This window comes from Empedobacter sp. EJD.6dd, assembly GCF_057369435.1.
Map to the genome: position 1 here is coordinate 41,055 of NZ_CM170667.1, position 18,455 is coordinate 59,509.

Annotated in this window: 19 protein-coding genes; 10 read left to right on the plus strand and 9 right to left on the minus strand. The window is 30.4% G+C overall.

Features of this window, described 5'->3' with window-relative positions:
- Positions 1-107: 107 nt before the first annotated feature.
- The 3 genes from AC2I98_RS00245 to AC2I98_RS00255 form a co-directional block, all read right to left on the minus strand.
- Positions 108-275 (minus strand): YwbE family protein, encoded by a 168-nt coding sequence (locus tag AC2I98_RS00245; protein WP_486412654.1) that lies wholly within the window; start codon positions 273-275, stop codon positions 108-110.
- A gap of 120 nt (positions 276-395) precedes the next feature.
- Positions 396-647: a hypothetical protein gene (locus tag AC2I98_RS00250; protein ID WP_486412655.1), complete on the minus strand. Its 252-nt coding sequence runs from the start codon at positions 645-647 to the stop codon at positions 396-398.
- Between the two features lie 35 nt (positions 648-682).
- Positions 683-1,036, minus strand: coding sequence for an HIT family protein (locus AC2I98_RS00255; RefSeq protein ID WP_486412656.1), 354 nt, complete (start codon positions 1,034-1,036; stop codon positions 683-685).
- 63 nt (positions 1,037-1,099) lie between these two features.
- On the opposite strand from AC2I98_RS00255, the gene AC2I98_RS00260 reads away from it, so the two are divergent.
- The 6 genes from AC2I98_RS00260 to AC2I98_RS00285 all read left to right on the plus strand — a co-directional run bounded on the left by AC2I98_RS00260 (position 1,100) and on the right by AC2I98_RS00285 (position 6,142).
- A complete protein-coding gene (locus AC2I98_RS00260) occupies positions 1,100-1,501 on the plus strand; it encodes a hypothetical protein (RefSeq protein ID WP_486412657.1) in 402 nt (133 codons plus the stop codon).
- Between the two features lie 63 nt (positions 1,502-1,564).
- Positions 1,565-2,299 carry a lysophospholipid acyltransferase family protein gene (locus AC2I98_RS00265; protein ID WP_486414088.1) on the plus strand — a complete coding sequence of 245 codons (735 nt, stop codon included), beginning with the start codon at positions 1,565-1,567 and terminating at the stop codon, positions 2,297-2,299.
- 9 nt (positions 2,300-2,308) lie between these two features.
- A complete protein-coding gene (locus tag AC2I98_RS00270; RefSeq protein ID WP_486412658.1) occupies positions 2,309-3,310 on the plus strand; it encodes an acyl-ACP desaturase in 1,002 nt (333 codons plus the stop codon).
- A 10-nt stretch (positions 3,311-3,320) separates the two neighbouring features.
- Positions 3,321-3,680, plus strand: coding sequence for a hypothetical protein (locus AC2I98_RS00275; RefSeq protein WP_486412659.1), 360 nt, complete (start codon positions 3,321-3,323; stop codon positions 3,678-3,680).
- Between the two features lie 114 nt (positions 3,681-3,794).
- On the plus strand, positions 3,795-5,132 hold the full coding sequence (locus AC2I98_RS00280) for a cytochrome ubiquinol oxidase subunit I (protein ID WP_486412660.1): 1,338 nt from the start codon (positions 3,795-3,797) through the stop codon (positions 5,130-5,132).
- 2 nt (positions 5,133-5,134) lie between these two features.
- Positions 5,135-6,142: a cytochrome d ubiquinol oxidase subunit II gene (locus AC2I98_RS00285; RefSeq protein WP_486412661.1), complete on the plus strand. Its 1,008-nt coding sequence runs from the start codon at positions 5,135-5,137 to the stop codon at positions 6,140-6,142.
- A gap of 38 nt (positions 6,143-6,180) precedes the next feature.
- On the opposite strand, the gene AC2I98_RS00290 is transcribed toward AC2I98_RS00285, so the two are convergent.
- Positions 6,181-7,419, minus strand: coding sequence for a GTP-binding protein (locus tag AC2I98_RS00290; RefSeq protein ID WP_486412662.1), 1,239 nt, complete (start codon positions 7,417-7,419; stop codon positions 6,181-6,183).
- Between the two features lie 344 nt (positions 7,420-7,763).
- Here AC2I98_RS00290 and AC2I98_RS00295 point away from each other — a divergent pair, with 344 nt between their 5' ends.
- Both AC2I98_RS00295 and AC2I98_RS00300 read left to right on the plus strand, forming a co-directional pair.
- Positions 7,764-8,807, plus strand: a complete 1,044-nt coding sequence (locus AC2I98_RS00295) for a metallophosphoesterase (protein ID WP_486412663.1) — start codon at positions 7,764-7,766, stop codon at positions 8,805-8,807.
- 99 nt (positions 8,808-8,906) lie between these two features.
- Positions 8,907-9,224: a GNAT family N-acetyltransferase gene (locus AC2I98_RS00300; protein WP_486412664.1), complete on the plus strand. Its 318-nt coding sequence runs from the start codon at positions 8,907-8,909 to the stop codon at positions 9,222-9,224.
- Positions 9,225-9,305: 81 nt separating this feature from the next.
- Here the strand turns inward: AC2I98_RS00300 and AC2I98_RS00305 are convergent, their stop codons facing one another.
- From AC2I98_RS00305 to kbl, 4 genes are all read right to left on the minus strand, one after another.
- The gene (locus tag AC2I98_RS00305) at positions 9,306-10,574 is read right to left on the minus strand and encodes a dicarboxylate/amino acid:cation symporter (RefSeq protein WP_486412665.1); all 1,269 of its coding nucleotides are present in this window, start codon (positions 10,572-10,574) and stop codon (positions 9,306-9,308) included.
- A gap of 136 nt (positions 10,575-10,710) precedes the next feature.
- Positions 10,711-13,398: a PD-(D/E)XK nuclease family protein gene (locus tag AC2I98_RS00310; RefSeq protein ID WP_486412666.1), complete on the minus strand. Its 2,688-nt coding sequence runs from the start codon at positions 13,396-13,398 to the stop codon at positions 10,711-10,713.
- A gap of 65 nt (positions 13,399-13,463) precedes the next feature.
- The gene (locus tag AC2I98_RS00315) at positions 13,464-13,952 is read right to left on the minus strand and encodes a hypothetical protein (protein WP_486412667.1); all 489 of its coding nucleotides are present in this window, start codon (positions 13,950-13,952) and stop codon (positions 13,464-13,466) included.
- 64 nt (positions 13,953-14,016) lie between these two features.
- Positions 14,017-15,216 (minus strand): glycine C-acetyltransferase, encoded by a 1,200-nt coding sequence (kbl, locus tag AC2I98_RS00320; protein ID WP_486412668.1) that lies wholly within the window; start codon positions 15,214-15,216, stop codon positions 14,017-14,019.
- Positions 15,217-15,311: 95 nt separating this feature from the next.
- Here kbl and AC2I98_RS00325 point away from each other — a divergent pair, with 95 nt between their 5' ends.
- A complete protein-coding gene (locus AC2I98_RS00325; protein ID WP_486412669.1) occupies positions 15,312-16,184 on the plus strand; it encodes a GNAT family N-acetyltransferase in 873 nt (290 codons plus the stop codon).
- Between the two features lie 33 nt (positions 16,185-16,217).
- Here the strand turns inward: AC2I98_RS00325 and AC2I98_RS00330 are convergent, their stop codons facing one another.
- On the minus strand, positions 16,218-17,639 hold the full coding sequence (locus AC2I98_RS00330) for an alpha-L-fucosidase (protein WP_486412670.1): 1,422 nt from the start codon (positions 17,637-17,639) through the stop codon (positions 16,218-16,220).
- A gap of 58 nt (positions 17,640-17,697) precedes the next feature.
- Here AC2I98_RS00330 and AC2I98_RS00335 point away from each other — a divergent pair, with 58 nt between their 5' ends.
- Positions 17,698-18,423 carry a GLPGLI family protein gene (locus AC2I98_RS00335; protein WP_486412671.1) on the plus strand — a complete coding sequence of 242 codons (726 nt, stop codon included), beginning with the start codon at positions 17,698-17,700 and terminating at the stop codon, positions 18,421-18,423.
- Positions 18,424-18,455: the final 32 nt, after the last annotated feature.

The window sequence follows — 18,455 nt, forward strand, 5'->3', positions numbered from 1 at the left end:
AGTTGAATTAGAAGCAAAAATAGTAAAGCTGAAAAACTAAAGGTAAAAAATATAAAAAAGCTCTTATCAATACTGATAAGAGCTTTTAATTTATAGTTTGATGCGTACTAAAAATCGTCTTCAATAATTTCCTGCACACGTCCAATCTGTCCATCCATTAAACGAACTTTTATACCGCGATGATGATAAGGGGCCGAAGTTAATAAGTCTTTTACAATACCCTCTGTCAATTCACCAGTTCGTTGATCCTTTTTCAATACAATATTAACCAGCATACCTGGTTTTATATTTGCTCTTGTTTTGCCATCCATAACACAAATATCATAAAATAAATAAGGCCTCACAAATAAAATCAAGCCCTTTTGTATAATTTGCTGTCAGATTAATAACCTTTATTAGTTGAAATAATTTTTCCCTTTTTCACTCAATTGTTTAAAATTAATTGCAGGAATAGATGGATTCAATTCAGATTTGAAATCTGTAACACTCGGCGTTTCAAAAAAATCTAAATCATATAAACCTTCTTCTATAAATTGACAATCATCTGTTAAAATATAAATTTTAGGAAAACTTGGTTTACGCTCTATTTTTACTTTTTTAATGTTATTCTGATCCGTAAAAACTTCTCCTTTCTTTGTGTTTGCCATAGTTTTTAATATTTTTCAAAAATAAGTCTAAATTTTTAGTTCTCATATTTCCAACTGAATCCGTCATTTATATATCTTGGAAAAAGATGTAAATGAAAATGTCCAATATCATTAAAATATCCGCCATTTTGCATAATGGAATACCCATCTATTGGATACTCTTTTTTTAGTCTTATTAATAATGATTTCGTAATGTTCATTAAATGAGAAAGTTGTTTCTCATTTAACTCGTCTAAATCAAATATATGCTCTTTTGGAATAATTAGTAAATGACCTTTATTAATAGGATCTATGTCTAAAATTGCAATAAATTCATCATCTTCATAAATTGTATCTGAAGCAATTTCTTTATTAATGATTTTGCAAAATACACAGGTGGCTTGTTTCATTTAAATAGATTTAATCTATCTAAAATAATAAAATATTTCTACCTTCGTTACAAATAAAACCACGTGAAAAATACAATACGAGTACTAATATTGTTCTTTTTTATAGGACTTTCAAGTTGTTTACCGACCAAAATAGTTTCTGAACCGAAAGTTGTTACAGCAGAAATTAACGATTTATCTGGAAAATGGATTGTTAATGATGGAAGTGAGTATATTATTTTTGAAGATGCAACGAAAAAAATGGTCCTTAAAACTGCTTGTGGAATAATTACAGCAGATTATACAAAAATTAATCAAGCTCTTATTTTTAATCATTTAAAACAAGTGAGTTCTGATTGCGAAATTCCTCAAAATTTGATTCAAAATTTGCAAAAAACAGCATATTTTAAAGTAAAATCATCAAATCAAATCACTTTTTATGATGAAGCTCATCAAGAAAAGTTAACTTTGAATCTAATAAAATAAATCACAATTAAAATTTATTATGCTTAGCATAATTTTTTATTAAATTTGTCTAAATTTCTAATGTTGAAGAAAATTTTTAGTTTTCCGTTATCTATAATTTTTTACATTTTTTATGGATTAACGTTGTTGGTAATGCATGTTGTGCAATGGTTATGTTATAATTTAGGAGGTTATTCTGCTCATCATAAAAGTGTAAAAATAATGAATGGTCTTTTGGTTTTGTGGACAAAGTTTTTAGGAACAACTTACACGTATAAAGGGCATGAAAACTTAATAAAAAATGTACCATTAATTTTTGTGAGTAATCACCAAAGTATGTATGATATTTCTCCTTTAGAGTATGATTTGGCTGATTATCATCCAAAATTTATTTCGAAGATAGAATTAGGAAAAGGAATTCCGAGTGTATCGTACAATTTAACACATGGTGGTTCTGCATTAATAGACCGTAAAAATGGTAAACAAGCCATAGAAGAAATAAAAAAATTAGCGCAATACATTCAGAAAAATAATTATTCGGCGATTATTTTCCCTGAAGGTACAAGAAGCAAAAATGGAATTCCGAAAGCTTTTAAAGAAAATGGTTTGAAAGTTTTGACAAAATATGCTAAAGACGCCTATATTGTTCCTGTTACGCTTAATAATACGTGGGAAATTGAAAAATGGGGGAAATTTCCGATGTATTTAGGTGCGAAAGTAACGATACAATATCATCAACCCTTAAAAGTGAGTGAGTACAAATTTGATGAACTATTTGAACTTACCGAAAAAACTGTAAAAAGTAGTATAACCGCATAAAATAATTATATGTCAATAAAAAATGTTCGCCTGGAAGTAATGCAATTTCTTGAGAAAGATATTGATGCTTATATGGATAAATTCTTAGTTCCAGCCGATAAAATTTGGCAACCAACTGATTTTTTACCGAATTCGCAATCTGACTCTTTTTTTGATGAAATCAAAGAATTGCAAGAGTTATCAAAAGACTTACCAGATGATTTCTGGATTACGCTGATTGGAGATACAATTACTGAAGAAGCTTTACCAACATATGAATCTTGGTTAATGCAGATGGATGGAGTTGTAGATGAAGAAGGAAATTACTTAGAAAATGGATGGGCTAAATGGATTCGCCATTGGACAGGAGAAGAAAATCGTCATGGAGATGTGTTGAATAAATTTCTATACTTATCTGGACGAATTAATATGAAAGAAGTTGAGATTACAACTCAACATTTAATTAACGATGGATTTGATATTGGAACGGCACACGATCCGTATAAAAACTTTGTGTACACGAGTTTTCAAGAATTAGCAACATATGTTTCGCATAACAATGTTTCGGCAATTGCAAAAAAATATGGTGCAAAAAAATTATCGCGTATGTGTAAAATTATTGCAGGAGATGAAATGCGTCACCATTTAGCTTACACAGAATTTGTTCGTCGTATTTTCGAAGCTGATCCTTCTGAAATGATGTTAGCTGTTCAACATATGTTCAAACTTAAGATTGTAATGCCAGCTCACTTTTTAAGAGCTTCTGGAGAAGAAAGAGGAACTTTGTTTGATTCTTTCTCTGACGCTGCACAGCGTATTGGTGTGTATACAGCCTTTGATTACATCGATATTATGCGAAAATTAATCGAAGCTTGGCAATTGGATAAAATATCTGGATTGAATGCTGAGGCAGAAAAAGCAAGAGATTACATTATGAAATTCCCAGATAGAATGGATCGAATTTCTCAACGAATTGTAATTCCAGAAGTTGGACCACAATTTAAATGGTTAGTTCCTGCTACATCTAAATAGATTTTTTAAGATGAATTTTAAAATAATTCTTTTATTTCTTTTTTTAATTTCATGTTCAAATAATGATAACATAAATTATCCATCTGAAATAAATGATATTAAAGAAGTTGTTTTAGAGAGAGTAGATAAAAATTCTAAAGGAAAATTTGCAGAGATAAAACAATTGAATGATAATGAAATAGAATTACTTTTAGTTACATTAAATAAATCAAAAGAAATAGATTCTAAAAATTTTATAGAAGATTTTCAAATTATATTTTCGACCACATCTGGAACAAAGAGAATTATGGTAGATGGTAATAAAATAAAAGATTTTAATAGTGATAAAGTTTTTCAAATAAATGAGGTTATTTTTTTAGCTAAGTTCTAACAAAGAAGAAATTAACATCTAATTAAAATCATATAAAAAAGAGGCAATTCAAACATGAGTTGCCTCTTTTTATTTAGTAACTTTAACCAACAAAGAAATTAAAAACAACAACTTATGGACGATTTTATTGCTGCCAGAAGTCAAATGGCAATGTCATTAGCCTTTCACATTGTTTTTTCGTGTGTAGGAATGGTGATGCCTTTTATGATGGCAATTGCTCACTACAAATACCTCAGAACTAAAAAAGAAATTTATAAAGGATTAACAAAAGCATGGAGCAAAGGAGTTGCAATTTTGTTCGCGACTGGAGCAGTTTCAGGAACAATGCTTTCGTTTGAGTTAGGATTATTGTTTCCTAAATTTATGGAACACGCTGGACCAATTTTTGGAATGCCATTTTCGTTAGAAGGAACAGCTTTTTTTATTGAAGCGATTGCGTTGGGTTTCTTTTTGTATGGATGGGATAAATTCAATAAATGGTTTCATTGGATTTGTGGTGTAATCGTTGGAGTAAGTGGTTTAGCTTCGGGAATTTTAGTTGTAGCTGCTAATGCTTGGATGAATTCCCCTTCTGGTTTTGATTTTGTAAATGGCGAATATCTTAATATTGATCCTGTAAAAGCAATGTTCAACGATGCGTGGTTTTCTCAAGCTTTACACATGACGATTGCTGCTTTTTGTGCCACTGGATTTGCGGTTGCGGGTTTACATGCTTATCTTATTTTAAAAGGTAAGAATGTGAATTTTCATCGAGAAGCATTCAAAATTAGTTCTGTGTTGGCTATTTCTGCAGCGTTGTTAGCACCATTGAGTGGAGATATTTCTGCAAAAGATGTAGCTGAGCGTCAACCAATAAAATTAGCTGCAATGGAAGCACATTTCAAAACAGAAGAAAGTGCTGCATTTGTTTTAGGTGGAATAGTGGATGAATCGAAAGAAGAAATAAAATACGCGATTAAAGTTCCGGGTGTATTGAGTTTCTTGGTTCATTCAGATTTTAAAACACCTGTTAAAGGGTTAGAAGAATTTCCGAAAGATGAGTGGCCTCCTGTTGCAGTTGTACATTATGCATTTCAGATTATGATAACATTCGGAATGCTGATGATGGGAATCGCGATTATCTATTTGATTGCTCATTTTATAAAGAAAGATTGGCAAACCAAACGATGGTTTTATAAATTATTTATGATTTCAACTCCATTTGGATATATAGCTTTGGAAGCAGGTTGGACGGTAACAGAGGTTGGTCGTCAACCTTGGATTATTTACGGAATTATGCGCACTGTAGATTCTATTACGCCAATGCCAGGAATTCAATATTCGTTTTACATTTTTACATTTGTATTTATTACGTTGTCTATTATTTTGGTTTTCTTAATGAATCGTCAAATACAAATGGTTGCCAAACTTTATGATCCAGAAGATCCAAATTATAAACCAGAAAAACATTAAATATGATTTACGTAGTAATAGCATTTTTGTGGGTTGCAATCTGTTTGTACCTAATTTTAGGAGGAGCAGATTTTGGTGCTGGAATTGTCGAATTATTTTCTGAAAAGAGTTATAAAAAACGTACACAGAAAATTATGTACAATTCGATTGGTCCTATTTGGGAAGCGAATCATATGTGGTTAATCATTGCCATTGTGATTTTGTTTGTCGGTTTTCCTAAGGTTTATGCAGATGTATCCAATTATTTGCACATTCCGTTGGTGATTATGTTGCTTGGAATTATTGCGAGAGGAACATCGTTTACATTTAGGAATTATGATGCAATTAACGATAAATGGCACAATTTGTATGATGTGATTTTTACTTATTCTAGTGTTGTAACACCATTGTTTTTGGGAATAATAGCAGGATCTATCGTTTCGGGAAGTATTGATGATAATGCGCTATCGTTTCAAGAAGCTTATGTTTTTTCATGGTTGACTTGGTTTAATTTTTCGGTCGGAATTTTCACAGTTGTAATTTGCGCTTTCTTAGCATCGGTTTATTCTATTCAAACTGTAAAGAGTGATGAGGATAAAATGATTTTAAGAAAGCGTGCGAAAATATATACTGCGTTGATTTTTGTAGCAGGTGCGTTGGTTTTTGCTGTTTCAGTTTGGAAAAACATTCCATTGTTTAGTTGGATAACATCAGAAATTTATGGATATATAGCAGTTATAATTGCTTCAATTTCTATTGTATTATTGCTAATAGCTTTAAATCGAGCAAAAGATTCGTTACTAAAAGTATATGCAGGTATTATTGTCATGATGATTTTATTTGCAGCATCTTATTCTCACTTTCCAAATTTAGTGTTATTCAAAGATGGTTCAACATTATCTTTATTGAAAGATTATGGCGCTTTGAGTACGATAAGTATGTTAGCTTGGGCATTGTTACTTGGTTCGATATTTATTCTACCATTTTTATTTTACTTGATTTATTCGTTCAATCAAAAACAAAAAATATAAACCAAAAAACCACTTCGATTTGAAGTGGTTTTTTAATTTTAATTATGTTTCGCTTGCCATTCGGCAATTTCTTGCTCATTTAGCAAACAATTATTCAATTCTTGTGTAATTTTTTCTTTATCTACACCTTGACCAATAAAAACAAGTTCAATCATACGATCACCCCATTCTTTCGACCATTTGGCGTCAATCGTTTTTTGATTAAATTGATACGCTGCAAACTGAATTCTTTCGTCATATGGCATCGAGCACCACCAAGCTCCCGCAGGATCAATTCGGATACTTCCACCAGCTTGACTTAAGAAAATTGCTTCATCAGGACGATTAGCTAACCAAAATAAACCTTTCGAACGGTAAACGCTTGCAGGGAAATTATCATTCAAATACGTTAAAAAACGTTCTGCGTGAAAAGGTATTTTCTGACGATAAACAAAAGAAGTCATTCCATATTTTTCTTCTAAATGATCGTGGTGTTCATGTGTACAATGCGCTCCACATTCGTGATCATGATGATGATCGTGATGTTCTTCTTTTTCTTGCTCTTCCAATAATTTTACCCAAGCATCCATATCTTGAATCTTCTCGAAATCAAATAGATTCGTATTCAAAATTTCTGTCAATTCAACATGAGAAAAACTTGCAGGAATTAGTTTAGCTGTTGGATTTAATTTCGTTACAAACGTTTCAATATTCAACAATGTTTCTTCGTCAACCAAATCCATTTTATTTAGAATAATCACATTCGAAAATTCAATTTGATCGATCAACAGATTCACAATAGGACGATTATCTTCTCTATTTTCTGTAAAACCTCGATCAAAAACATCTTCATCTGTACCTAAATTTTTGAAGAAATTGTAAGCATCAACTACTGTTACCAATGTATCTAAACGAGCAACTTTTGGTAAATCTATAGTTCCATCAGGCGATACAAAATCTAACGATTGTGCAATCGGTCCAGGATCAGAAATACCAGAACTTTCAATCACCAAATAATCATATTTACAAGATTTTGCTAACTTTTCGATTTCAACGATTAAGTCTTCGCGCAATTCACAACATACACAACCATTGCTCAATTCAACCAATTTTTCATCAGTTTGAATTAAATCATTTTCACGAGATACCATTTGAGCATCTATGTTTACTGCACCCATATCGTTTACGATAACAGCAACTTTTAGTCCTTTTTTGTTGTGTAATATATGATTGAGAAGTGTCGTTTTTCCGCTTCCAAGAAATCCAGAAAGTACCGTTACAGGTAGTCTATTTTCCATAATTTATGCTTAAAAATATGTTACAAAGTTACGTTTTTATCACGCAAATTTTTGTGCGGCATCATCTATAAATTTTATAATGTTCTGTTAAGAGTTTAATGAAAAGTTATTTATGTAAAGATTTTTTTTATTTTTGTTTAAAATCATTCAAAATAATGTTTATCAATAGTGTTATCACGCTAATAATTATTTCAATCGTTCTTGAAATTTACCTGTATTTTAATTTTAAAAAATTCTTTCAAAACAAATACTTTCTTTTCGTAAATGTACTTTTATGGGTGCTTGTTTTAGCTAATTTTGGTTATAATTTAATCTTTTTCGATCGAAATGTAGGTCAAACACAAATGACAATGTGGGCAACAGGTTTGTTTATGTTGTTTGGATTTCCTCGTATAATATTATTTCTTTTTTTCTTTATTCAAGATGTTTTTAGAGGATTTGGTTGGTTATTTAATCGAGCAACAAATCGTCCAACGAAAGAAGATTCATATTTACCTTCTCGCCGTAAATTTGTGATGATATCTGGATTAACAGTAGCTTCTATTCCTTTTTTTAGTTTGATTTATGGAATGACTTTAGGAAAATATAACTTTAAAGTTATCAAGAAAAAGTTGGTTTACGAACGTTTACCAAAATCGTTTGATGGTTTCAAAATCTTACACATTACAGATATACATTCGGGAAGTTTGGACAACCGAGAAAAGATAGAATATGCTGTAGATTTAATCAACCAACAAGAATTTGATGTTTTATTGTTTACAGGAGATATTGTCAATAATTTTCATTGGGAAATGGATAAATGGTACGATGTTTTTTCGAAAATAAAACAAGCGCCACATGGTAATTTTGCAGTCTTGGGAAATCACGATTATGGTGAATATTCGGATTGGAAAACAGAAGAAGAAAAACAAGATAATTTTGAGAAAATTAAAGCTATTTTTCCTAAAATTGGAATGAAATTATTATTGAATGAAAATCGATTTCTTACAAAGAATGGTGAAAAAATAGCGTTGATTGGCGTTCAGAATTGGGGAACACGATTCAAGAAATTAGGTGATATTGATGCAGCTTCGAATTATGTAAATGCAGAAGATTTTAAGATTGTGATGTCGCATGATCCTTCGCATTGGAACGAAATATTGAAGAATCATCCCAAACATTTTGATTTGACTTTATCTGGACATACGCATGGAATGCAGTTGGGAATTGAAGTTCCGAAAATTGGTTTACGTTGGAGTCCAGCGCAATATATTTACCCGCAATGGGCAGGTTTTTATGATTTCGAAGGTAAAATAATTAATGTAAACAGAGGTTTTGGTTATCATTTTTATCCTGGAAGAGTAGGAGTTTGGCCGGAAATTACTTTAATAGAATTAAAATCAGTATAAAATATATGGAAAAGCAATCAAATTTTTGGTTGCTTTTTTGATGTACATCAATTCTGAAAAAAGATTTTTATCGGATATTGTCATAAAAAAAGAAATAATATGAATGAAGAATTAATTCCTTTACAGGTTGTAAAAAATGAATCAACTTCTCGCTTTGAGTTAAATGTTGATGGATGCATCGCTTTTATAGATTATAAACAAGAAGATGATATCATCAAATTGATTCATACCGAAGTTCCTGAAGAATTAGGAGGAAGAGGTGTAGCAGCTGCTTTAGTTGAAAAAACATTGGTTTATTTGGAAGAGCATAAAAATTCGTTATTTCCTTATTGTCCTTATGTTTTTGCTTACATTAAGAAACATCCAGATTGGAAACGAATTGTTCATCCTAAATTTCCGAAATATAACGAATTGTAATCGGTTAACGAATGAGATTATAACAAGAAATGCGACCCGATAAAGGTCGCATTTCTTGTTATATTTTGAAAAGCAATTTATTTAAGCTTTGTGATGATCATCATCGTGAGTGTATGTTTGCTCAATTGCAACATGTCCTTCCCACTTGTCTACAGCAACCGTAGATAAAGCATTTCCAAGAACATTTGTCATCGAACGAGCCATATCACAGAAGTGATCAATAGGCAAAATTAAAGCAATTCCTTCTGGAGGAATACCAAACATAGAACAAGTTGCTACAACTACAATTAAAGATGCTCTTGGTACACCAGCAACACCTTTTGATGTTAGCATTAAAACTAATAACATCAAAACTTGTTTCTCGATAGGCATATGAATACCATAAACTTGTGCGATGAAAAGTGATGCAAATGTCATATACATCATTGATCCGTCTAAGTTGAATGAATAACCGAGTGGTAAGGTGAATGATATAATTTTCTTTTGAGCTCCGAATTTCTCTAATTCTTCTACTAATTTAGGAAATACCGCTTCTGATGAAGTTGTAGAGAAAGCAATTAATAAAGGAGCTTTGATATGTCTTAATAAATCAATAACACGTTTTCCTAAGATAAAATATCCAACAATTATTAAAACTATCCAAAGAAGTAAAATTCCTATTACAAAGGCAATTAAGTATTTTACATATAAGGCAAAAATTCCGAATCCGTATGTTGCAATAGCAGCAGCAATAGTTCCTAAAACTCCTAATGGTGCAGTCCACATAATGTATCCAACCATTATCAATACGATATGCGAAATTTTATCTAATGCTTTTGTGATCATTTCACCTTCTTTACCATAGGCAGCCATTGCTACTCCAAAGAAAATAGAGAAAACGACGATTTGTAATATTTCATTTGTTGCAAAAGCTTCGAAAGCAGATTTAGGAATCATGTGTGTAATGAAATGTTCTAGCGTAAGAGAGGCTTGACCTTTCAATAAATCTTGAGCAGAACTTGCATCCATTTCTATATTAACTCCTTCTCCTGGTTTCATGATATTAATAACAATGGCACCAATCACCAAAGATGTAAGAGATGCTGTAATAAACCAACCCATTGCACGTCCTCCAACACGACCAACCATTTTCATATCACCCATTTTAGCAATACCTACAACTAAAGTTGAGAAAACTAATGGCGCGATAATCATTTGTATAAGACGAATGAAAATAGTACCAAGTAATTTAATATTCGTTGAGAATGTTTTAATAAATTCTGGAGATGTGTTATAATGTACATAACCACCAACAGCTACACCAATTAATAGGGCAATGATGATAGCTATAAAAAGTTTATTGTTTTTCATTATGCGATTTTAAACTTTTCCAAAACTACTATTTTTTAATATATTATTAAGAATATAAATGAATTTATACGCCAATTAAATTTAAAACCCTTTATATGTACTATTTATAAAGGGTTTTATTATGGTGTATTGAGTACTATTCTGGTTGTTTAAACGGAATTTCTTGATTTAGAATTTCTTCAATTAGTGCTGACATTGGTTCTTTAGAATTTTCGACTATCGAATAATCGATGGTGGTATTCTTATCGACAGATAATTTTATCAATTCTTTATTAGGGAATTTAATCGGATAAATGCATAATTCAATTTCTTTATTCAGATTTTCTTTGTTCGCATAAAATAAATGCGCGTAGAAGATTAATTGCAATTGTTTCGCTTTGTCTTCTTTTTGATAAACCAATTCTATTTCTTCCGTTTTAACTGAGATCTCTTTTGCATAGCCTGTTTTATAATCTATGATTCGCAATTGATTGTTTACCAAATCAATTCGGTCGATAACACCAATTAATTTTACAGTTTTACCATTAGTTAAAGGAAAGTCAACTTCATGTTTTGATTCTAACGATCGAATAACAAATTCATTTTCTTTGGCAGTTTTTACATCTTTTGATAAAACACCATCTACAATTCGCTCCGCAATTTTATAAATCAAATAATTAGGACCTTTATCCAAATGTCCATCTTTATATTCTTTCTGAAAATGTTCCTGTAAAGCTTTATCCTTTTCTTTCTCTATTTTTTTGAAATCATTTTCATGTAAAATATGTCCAATAAAAGGCGTGTACAAATCTTCTAAAGCGCCATGCACAATGTTTCCCAAAGTTCTTGCACTTACAGTTTCTTCGGCTTCTTCTACTTCTTTTACATTGAAAACTCGTTGCTCATAAAAATCCAAAGGATTACGTAAATAGGTTGAAAGTGACGAAGGAGAAATTCCTTTTGTAGCCCAAGCCCAAAGTTTATTCATTGTTTCGTCTGTTTTTGGAACAATGATTTCTTTCAAAGGTTTAGTGACAAAACTTGGCGCAGCAAATGTTTCTTTTACATTATGATTACTTTCAAACTTTATTTGAGCTAAAAAGCGAGATTTTTCTCCAGAACCCATTCCATCAGCTTCTGTATCATAAACAAAATAGGCATTTTTTGCACGTTGAATCAAACGATAAAAGTGATAGGCATAAATAGAGTCATTTTCTGTAAACGTATTCAACTTCATTTGTTTTCGAATATCATATGGAATAAACGTATTATTTTGTCGTCCTAATGGCAAAATTTCGTCATTTACAGAAGTCATGATAATATTATCGAAATTCAGTAAACGCGTTTCTAATAATCCCATTAATTGCAGACCTTGTAATGGCTCTCCGATAAAGGAAATAGATTCAGAAGAAACGATTTTATTGTACAATAAAAATAGTGTTCTATAATCTTTGATGTCGTTTACTTGAAGTAAATTCTCATGCAATTGATTGAAAACTTTCTTAAAAAAGAACAAATATTCTTTCGTCAACAAATCATTCATAGATGAATGATGTAATAAATCGTCCGTCCAATTTTTTAAATGATGAATAAATTCTGTAATACTTGATGGAATATGAAAAATAGTTTTGAAAATAGAATCTTCTAACGCACTTTGAATTGATTTTTCTGAATTAAAAATTCGATTCTGAGAACGTATTTCACCAATTAGTTTGCGGCTTTCTTCAGAACTAAAATGTGATAAGGTTTTATTTTCGAGAATTTGTAAGACGTTTTTGAAATAAAACATCGTTCCTTTTCCTAATTTCTCGCGGTTCATTTGTAACTCAAAAATTGATTTAAAAAATTGAGCCAATGGAACAGAACGCAAAGGAATTCCCATCGAAATGTTTAGATGTGTAATGTTTTCGGGTAAAGAATTTAGAATTGCAGGTAAAATAGATTCATCAGCTAAAATTAAAGCTGTATTTTTTATTTCATCTTCGTTGAGATTTCTGATTAAATCTGCAATATATTTTGCTTGTCCAACTTGTTTTGCAACACCAATTGTATGTAAGTTTTTGGGTTTAGAAAATTCATCTACTACCCAATTAATCGGCTTAATTTTTTCTTTGTATTTTCTAAGAAAAGAACCAGCTTCTTGATTCGGATTTTCGTAATAATATTTATCTGCATCCCAATATAAAGTGGCTAATTTTTCTTTTTCTAATCTAAAAATTAGTGCTTGTTCAGCTTTTGTCAACGCATTAAAACCAGCAAAAATATAATGAGAAGTTCTGTTTTCGACGATTTCATTTACTTTTTCGCTCGCAATTCTAAAAACCATTCCAGCATAACCTTCTTTCGAATCAAGTAAATCTTGTTGCAATTGAAAGTATAATTTTGAAACAATTCCCCAAAAAGTCAAGTGATTTTGAATGATTTCATTTTTACCAATTTCAATTTTTCCATCTCCCCATTGATTAATTCTTTCAACAGAAACCAAATAATCCAAAACCTTGTTTGCAGGTTGTAAAGAAGCATCAATGTCATCAAAATCTTTTAAAACAGTTGGTCCCCATTTGATGAAATCTTCAAAAGAATCAGGTTTATCAACGATTTTCTTATAAGCTTGATAGGCTTTGAACCAAAGGTTAATTCCAGAAATAATTTCTAAACCAGAGAGTTCGCTCATCAACTCTTCGATACTTTTCATTTGAGGAAGAATAATATTTTGCGATTGACGCTGAAATTCTTGTTTAAAGAATAACATTGGACGTTTTCCTGGTAAGACCAAAGTCGTATTTATAAAATTTGTTTGATTATGCAATAAATCTTTTACAACATTTTCTATGAATTGAGCCATTTTAAAATTTTCTTACGTTGAATTGTTGTAAAAGTAAGGTTTTTGAAAGACAAAATGTGGCGTTGTTATTTTACTTCATGAACTTTTTCTTGAAATAATTTTTCAAAAGTTTCAGTGATTTTATCTTCAGACATTTTTGTAGCAACAAAATATAATATGAATCCAAAAAATAACATCGGAATAGAAATTAAAGGTAAAAAATTATGAATTCCATTAGTGATAATTTGAAAAAGTGAGATTATAAAAAATAAAGTCACAGTACTTATCCAAACAATGAAAAATATTGAAACAAAAGAGTTTAATTCTAAATTGTAAACAATAGTGGTTTTATTGTCGTTGGTATTGAAATGACCAATAATTTGAGGATTAAAACTATTTCGTCCGCTAATCGTTTTCATCAAATTGAAATGATCTTTATAAACTATTCCTTCAAATTCATATTTACTTTTAGAAAAACGAATTCTTTTTTCTTCTGTATTATCATTCAGTATTTTAAAAACCTCTTGTTCAGAAAGGTTTGTCGTTATTTGATATTTTTTGTTTTTGAAAAGCATAAGTTAAATATATAAAAAAAGCGACTAATTTAGTCGCTAATATAATATTGAATAAAATAGATGATTACTTAATCACACCTAATTCTTTACCAACTTTAATAAAAGCAGCAATTGTATGATCTAATTGTTCTTTTGTATGTGCAGCTGATAACTGAACACGAATACGAGCTTTATCGCGAGGAACAACTGGAAAGAAGAATCCGATGACATAAACACCTTCTGCTAATAATTTATCTGCCATTACTTGAGATAATTTTGCATCGTACAACATAACTGGAACAATTGCAGCATCACCTTCTGGAATATCAAAACCAGCAGCAACCATTTCTTTGCGGAAATATGCTGCGTTCCACATTACTTTATCACGTAAAGTAGTGTCTTTATCTAGCATTTCTAAAACTTGTAAAGCAGCACCAACAATTCCAGGTGCTAAAGAGTTAGAAAATAAATATGGACGAGATTTTTGACGCAACATTTCGATGACTTCTTTTTTACCAGAAGTAAATCCTCCCATTGCACCACCCAAAGCTTTTCCTAAAGTAGAAGTTATAATATCTACACGTCCCATAACATCATTATGTTCGTGTGTTCCACGTCCTGTTTTTCCAATAAAACCTGTAGCGTGAGAATCATCAACCATAACTAAAGCATCATATTTATCAGCTAAATCACAAACTCCTTTCAAGTCTGCAACTATACCATCCATAGAGAAAACTCCATCAGTTACAATGATTTTGAAGCGATGATTTTTTTCTGAAGCAGCTATTAATTGTGCTTCTAAATCAGCCATATTATTGTTTTTGTAACGGTAACGAGCTGCTTTACATAAACGAACTCCGTCAATAATAGAGGCATGGTTTAATTCATCAGAAATAATAGCATCTTCTTCTGTAAATAAAGGTTCGAAAACACCTCCGTTTGCATCAAAAGCAGCAGCATAAAGAATTGTATCTTCCATTCCTACGAATTCAGCAATTTTCTTTTCTAATTGTTTGTGAATATCTTGTGTTCCACAAATAAAACGAACAGATGACATTCCATATCCGCGGTCATCTAACATTTTTTGAGAAGCTGAAATAACATCTTTATGATCAGATAATCCTAAATAGTTGTTGGCACAAAAATTAAGCAATGTTTGACCATTTTCTAATGTAATTTCTGCACTTTGAGGAGAAGCAATGATTCGTTCTTTTTTGAACAATCCTTGTTCTTCTAAATCATTTAATTGAGTTTGTAAATAGTTTTGAAATTTATCGCTATACATAATAAATCACTTTTTGTTTTGATATGTTTCATACAAATATAAATGTTTGCGGGCATATTTTTCGTATTTTTGTGAGATATAAAAATTTAAATTAAGTGGATTTTATTATATTATTTTTGTTCTCGGTACAATATTACTTTTTAGCTAAGTTTTTTAAGAAGAATAAAGTTAAAACTATTTTGAGTGTTATCGGCATGTATTTTTTTGGAATTGTTCTATTAGTATTTGCATTAGTTGCACTTAAAGTAACTGGTATAATTGATATTGATATCATGAATCCTGTTGAATTGAGTAAATCAAAATTTGTTTGGATTGGAGAAACAATTATTTTTCTATTTATTGGTGTTTTCTATTACTATCATCTTAAACGTAAATGGACAATGGAAATGTTTTCTGCTGATATCGAAAAGCGCAAAGAAGAAATTTTACAGAATATAGAAATTAATCAAAAAATAAATCCAGTTAAAATGGATGTATATTGTCATTTTCATACTGTTAATGAGAAAAATATACATTTAGTTCAACCTTTAGCAAGAGACATTTGGAACGAATGTTATAAGGATTTATTAGTGCAAGATCAAATCGATTATATGATTGATATGATGTACAATAATGATAAAGTAAATGAAGGAATTGCAGCTGGAGATGTTTGGGAGATTTTAAAAATAGACAATGTTCCGTCTGGATATTTACATTATAAATTAGATGAAAATAACACCATATTCTTGTCTAAAATTTATCTGAAAGAATCTAATCAAACCAAAGGAATTGGGCAATTAATGTTGAATAGAGTAGTGGATTTTGCGAAAGAAAAAGCCGCAAAAGCTGTTCATTTAACTGTCAATAAAAACAATGCTAAAGCAATTCGTTTCTATGAGAAAAATGGTTTTAAGAATATCGAATCTAAAACATTTGATATCGGTAATGGTTATATCATGGATGATTATATATATCAGAAAACAATTTAAAAAAATAGTAAAGTCGCTTTATAGCGACTTTTTTTATTCTAATCTTATTACCAATGCATAATTGAAATTTTGCTGAGGTTTTTCTATTGCTAGATAATTTCCGTTTATTTTCCATTTAAGTTTATCCTTATAACCTAAAATACTTACTTTCTTGAATTTGAAATCATCAGGAATTTTAAAATTAAATTTTTCTGGTAGCATTAGTTTTTCACCATCTGATAAATAAAATATATTCAATTGATTTTTATCTTTATTGAAGGTGTAATAGTAATTATTTTCATTGAAAGGAGGTATTGCTCTCGTTTTGAAAATTGCAGACTCGTTGATTTTCATCCATTCAGAAATTTCATCCAATCTGTCATAGGCTATTTTATCAAAATCTCCATTTGGTCCAGGGGCAATGTTTAGCAAATAATTACCTCCTCTGGATATTATTTTAACCAAAGTTTCAATAATTGTTTTTGTTGATTTGTATTTATCATTTGGAACATAAGAAAACGAATCGCCCATTGTAATACAACTTTCCCAAGGAATATGCAGAGGTTTTTCGGGAATTGCTTGTTCGGGTGTTACATAGTTTTCCCAATTTGCTGCAACAGTACGATCTACGACAATTATACCAGGTTGATTTTTACGAACCATTTTACCAATTTTATCCATGTCAATATCTTGTTCAGTTTGGATATTTTTTTGCCATTCAATACGAGGGTCTATTGTTGAAAAAGGTCTTACCCAACCACCATCTAACCAAAGGATATCAACTTTTCCGTAATTGGAAGTGATTTCATTTAATTGATTGTAAGTATATTTTTTGAAATTTTCCCATCTGTCAGGATGTTTTTTGGGATCATAATTTACATTTCGATCTTTTGGAGGAAAATAATCCCACCAATAATCATTAGAATGCCAATCAGGCTTTGAAAAATAAGCGCCAATTTTGAATCCATTTTGACGAAATGTAGAAAACATTTCCTTTGTTATATCTGCTTTTGGATTTTTAGAAAAAGGTGTATTAGGAGAAGTTATTTTATAATCAGATTCTTTTGTGTCAAACATTGCAAAACCGTCATGATGTTTGGTTGTAAACACGACATATTTCATTCCTGCTTTTTTTGCTGCTTCAGCAAATTTCTTTGGATCAAATTGTGTAGGATTAAATGAGGTTTGCAATGCTTCATAGTTTTTAACATAGTCATTGTATGTTTTTCCATATTCAGGATTTCGTTGTGTCCAACTTTCATCTTCAGGACAAATACTCCAACTTTCTACAACTCCCCATTGGCTGTAAGTTCCCCAATGCATAAATAAACCAAATTTTAAATCTTGCCATTCTTCAAGATTTTTTTGAACTAATGGATCTGTTGGTTTTATATATCCTTCTGAAACGTTATGTGCTTGTCCAAATAGTAAAGAGGATATTATGAGAGTAGAAACAAGAAAATATTTTTTTTTCATGTGTTAATTGTTTACTCTAAAATAGTTATATTTTTTTATCTTCATAAAAATTATACTTATGAAAAAACTAATCTTTACATTTTTGCTCGGTTCAATTTCGTTATTTGCTCAAGAAAAATTACTTGTGAATTATGAATTTACAAACGAGTTTGATTTGAGTAATCAAACTGATAAAGAAATGATTCAAATGTATAAAGATGCTGCAAATAGAAAAGTTGAATTTCAGCTGATTCTTGATAAGAATGAATCTGTTTTTAAAGGGATAGAAAAAATAAACAATAGTCAAGAAGAACAAAAAAGCTCAATTTCTTTTGCGAAACTAGGTGATATATATTACAAAGATTTAAAAAACAACGAATCATTAAAATATACCGATTTTAACGGAAGAAAATTTATCATGAAAGATACCATTTCAACTCTTCCTTGGACTTTAACAAGAGAAACATCAAAAATATTGGGTTACGAAGTAAAAAAAGCTACAGTTGTTATAAAAAGTAGGACATATGATGCTTGGTATGCTCCAAGTTTAAATTTCAAGAATGGACCTGCTGAATATGGTGGTTTACCTGGATTAATTTTAAAACTTGTTATTACCACAGATTCGAAAAAATTACCAAGGAAAGATATTTATCAAGTAACTAGTGTCGTTTCAAATAATAAATTAAAGATAGATAAACCTACAAAAGGTGAAATTATAACACAAGCAGAATTTAAGAAAATTGCAGATCAAATGCTTCAAGATTTGATAAAATCAAGTGAAAAAATGGATAAGAAAATAGACTAATAAAAACCGGACTTCTACTTAGAAGTCGACAC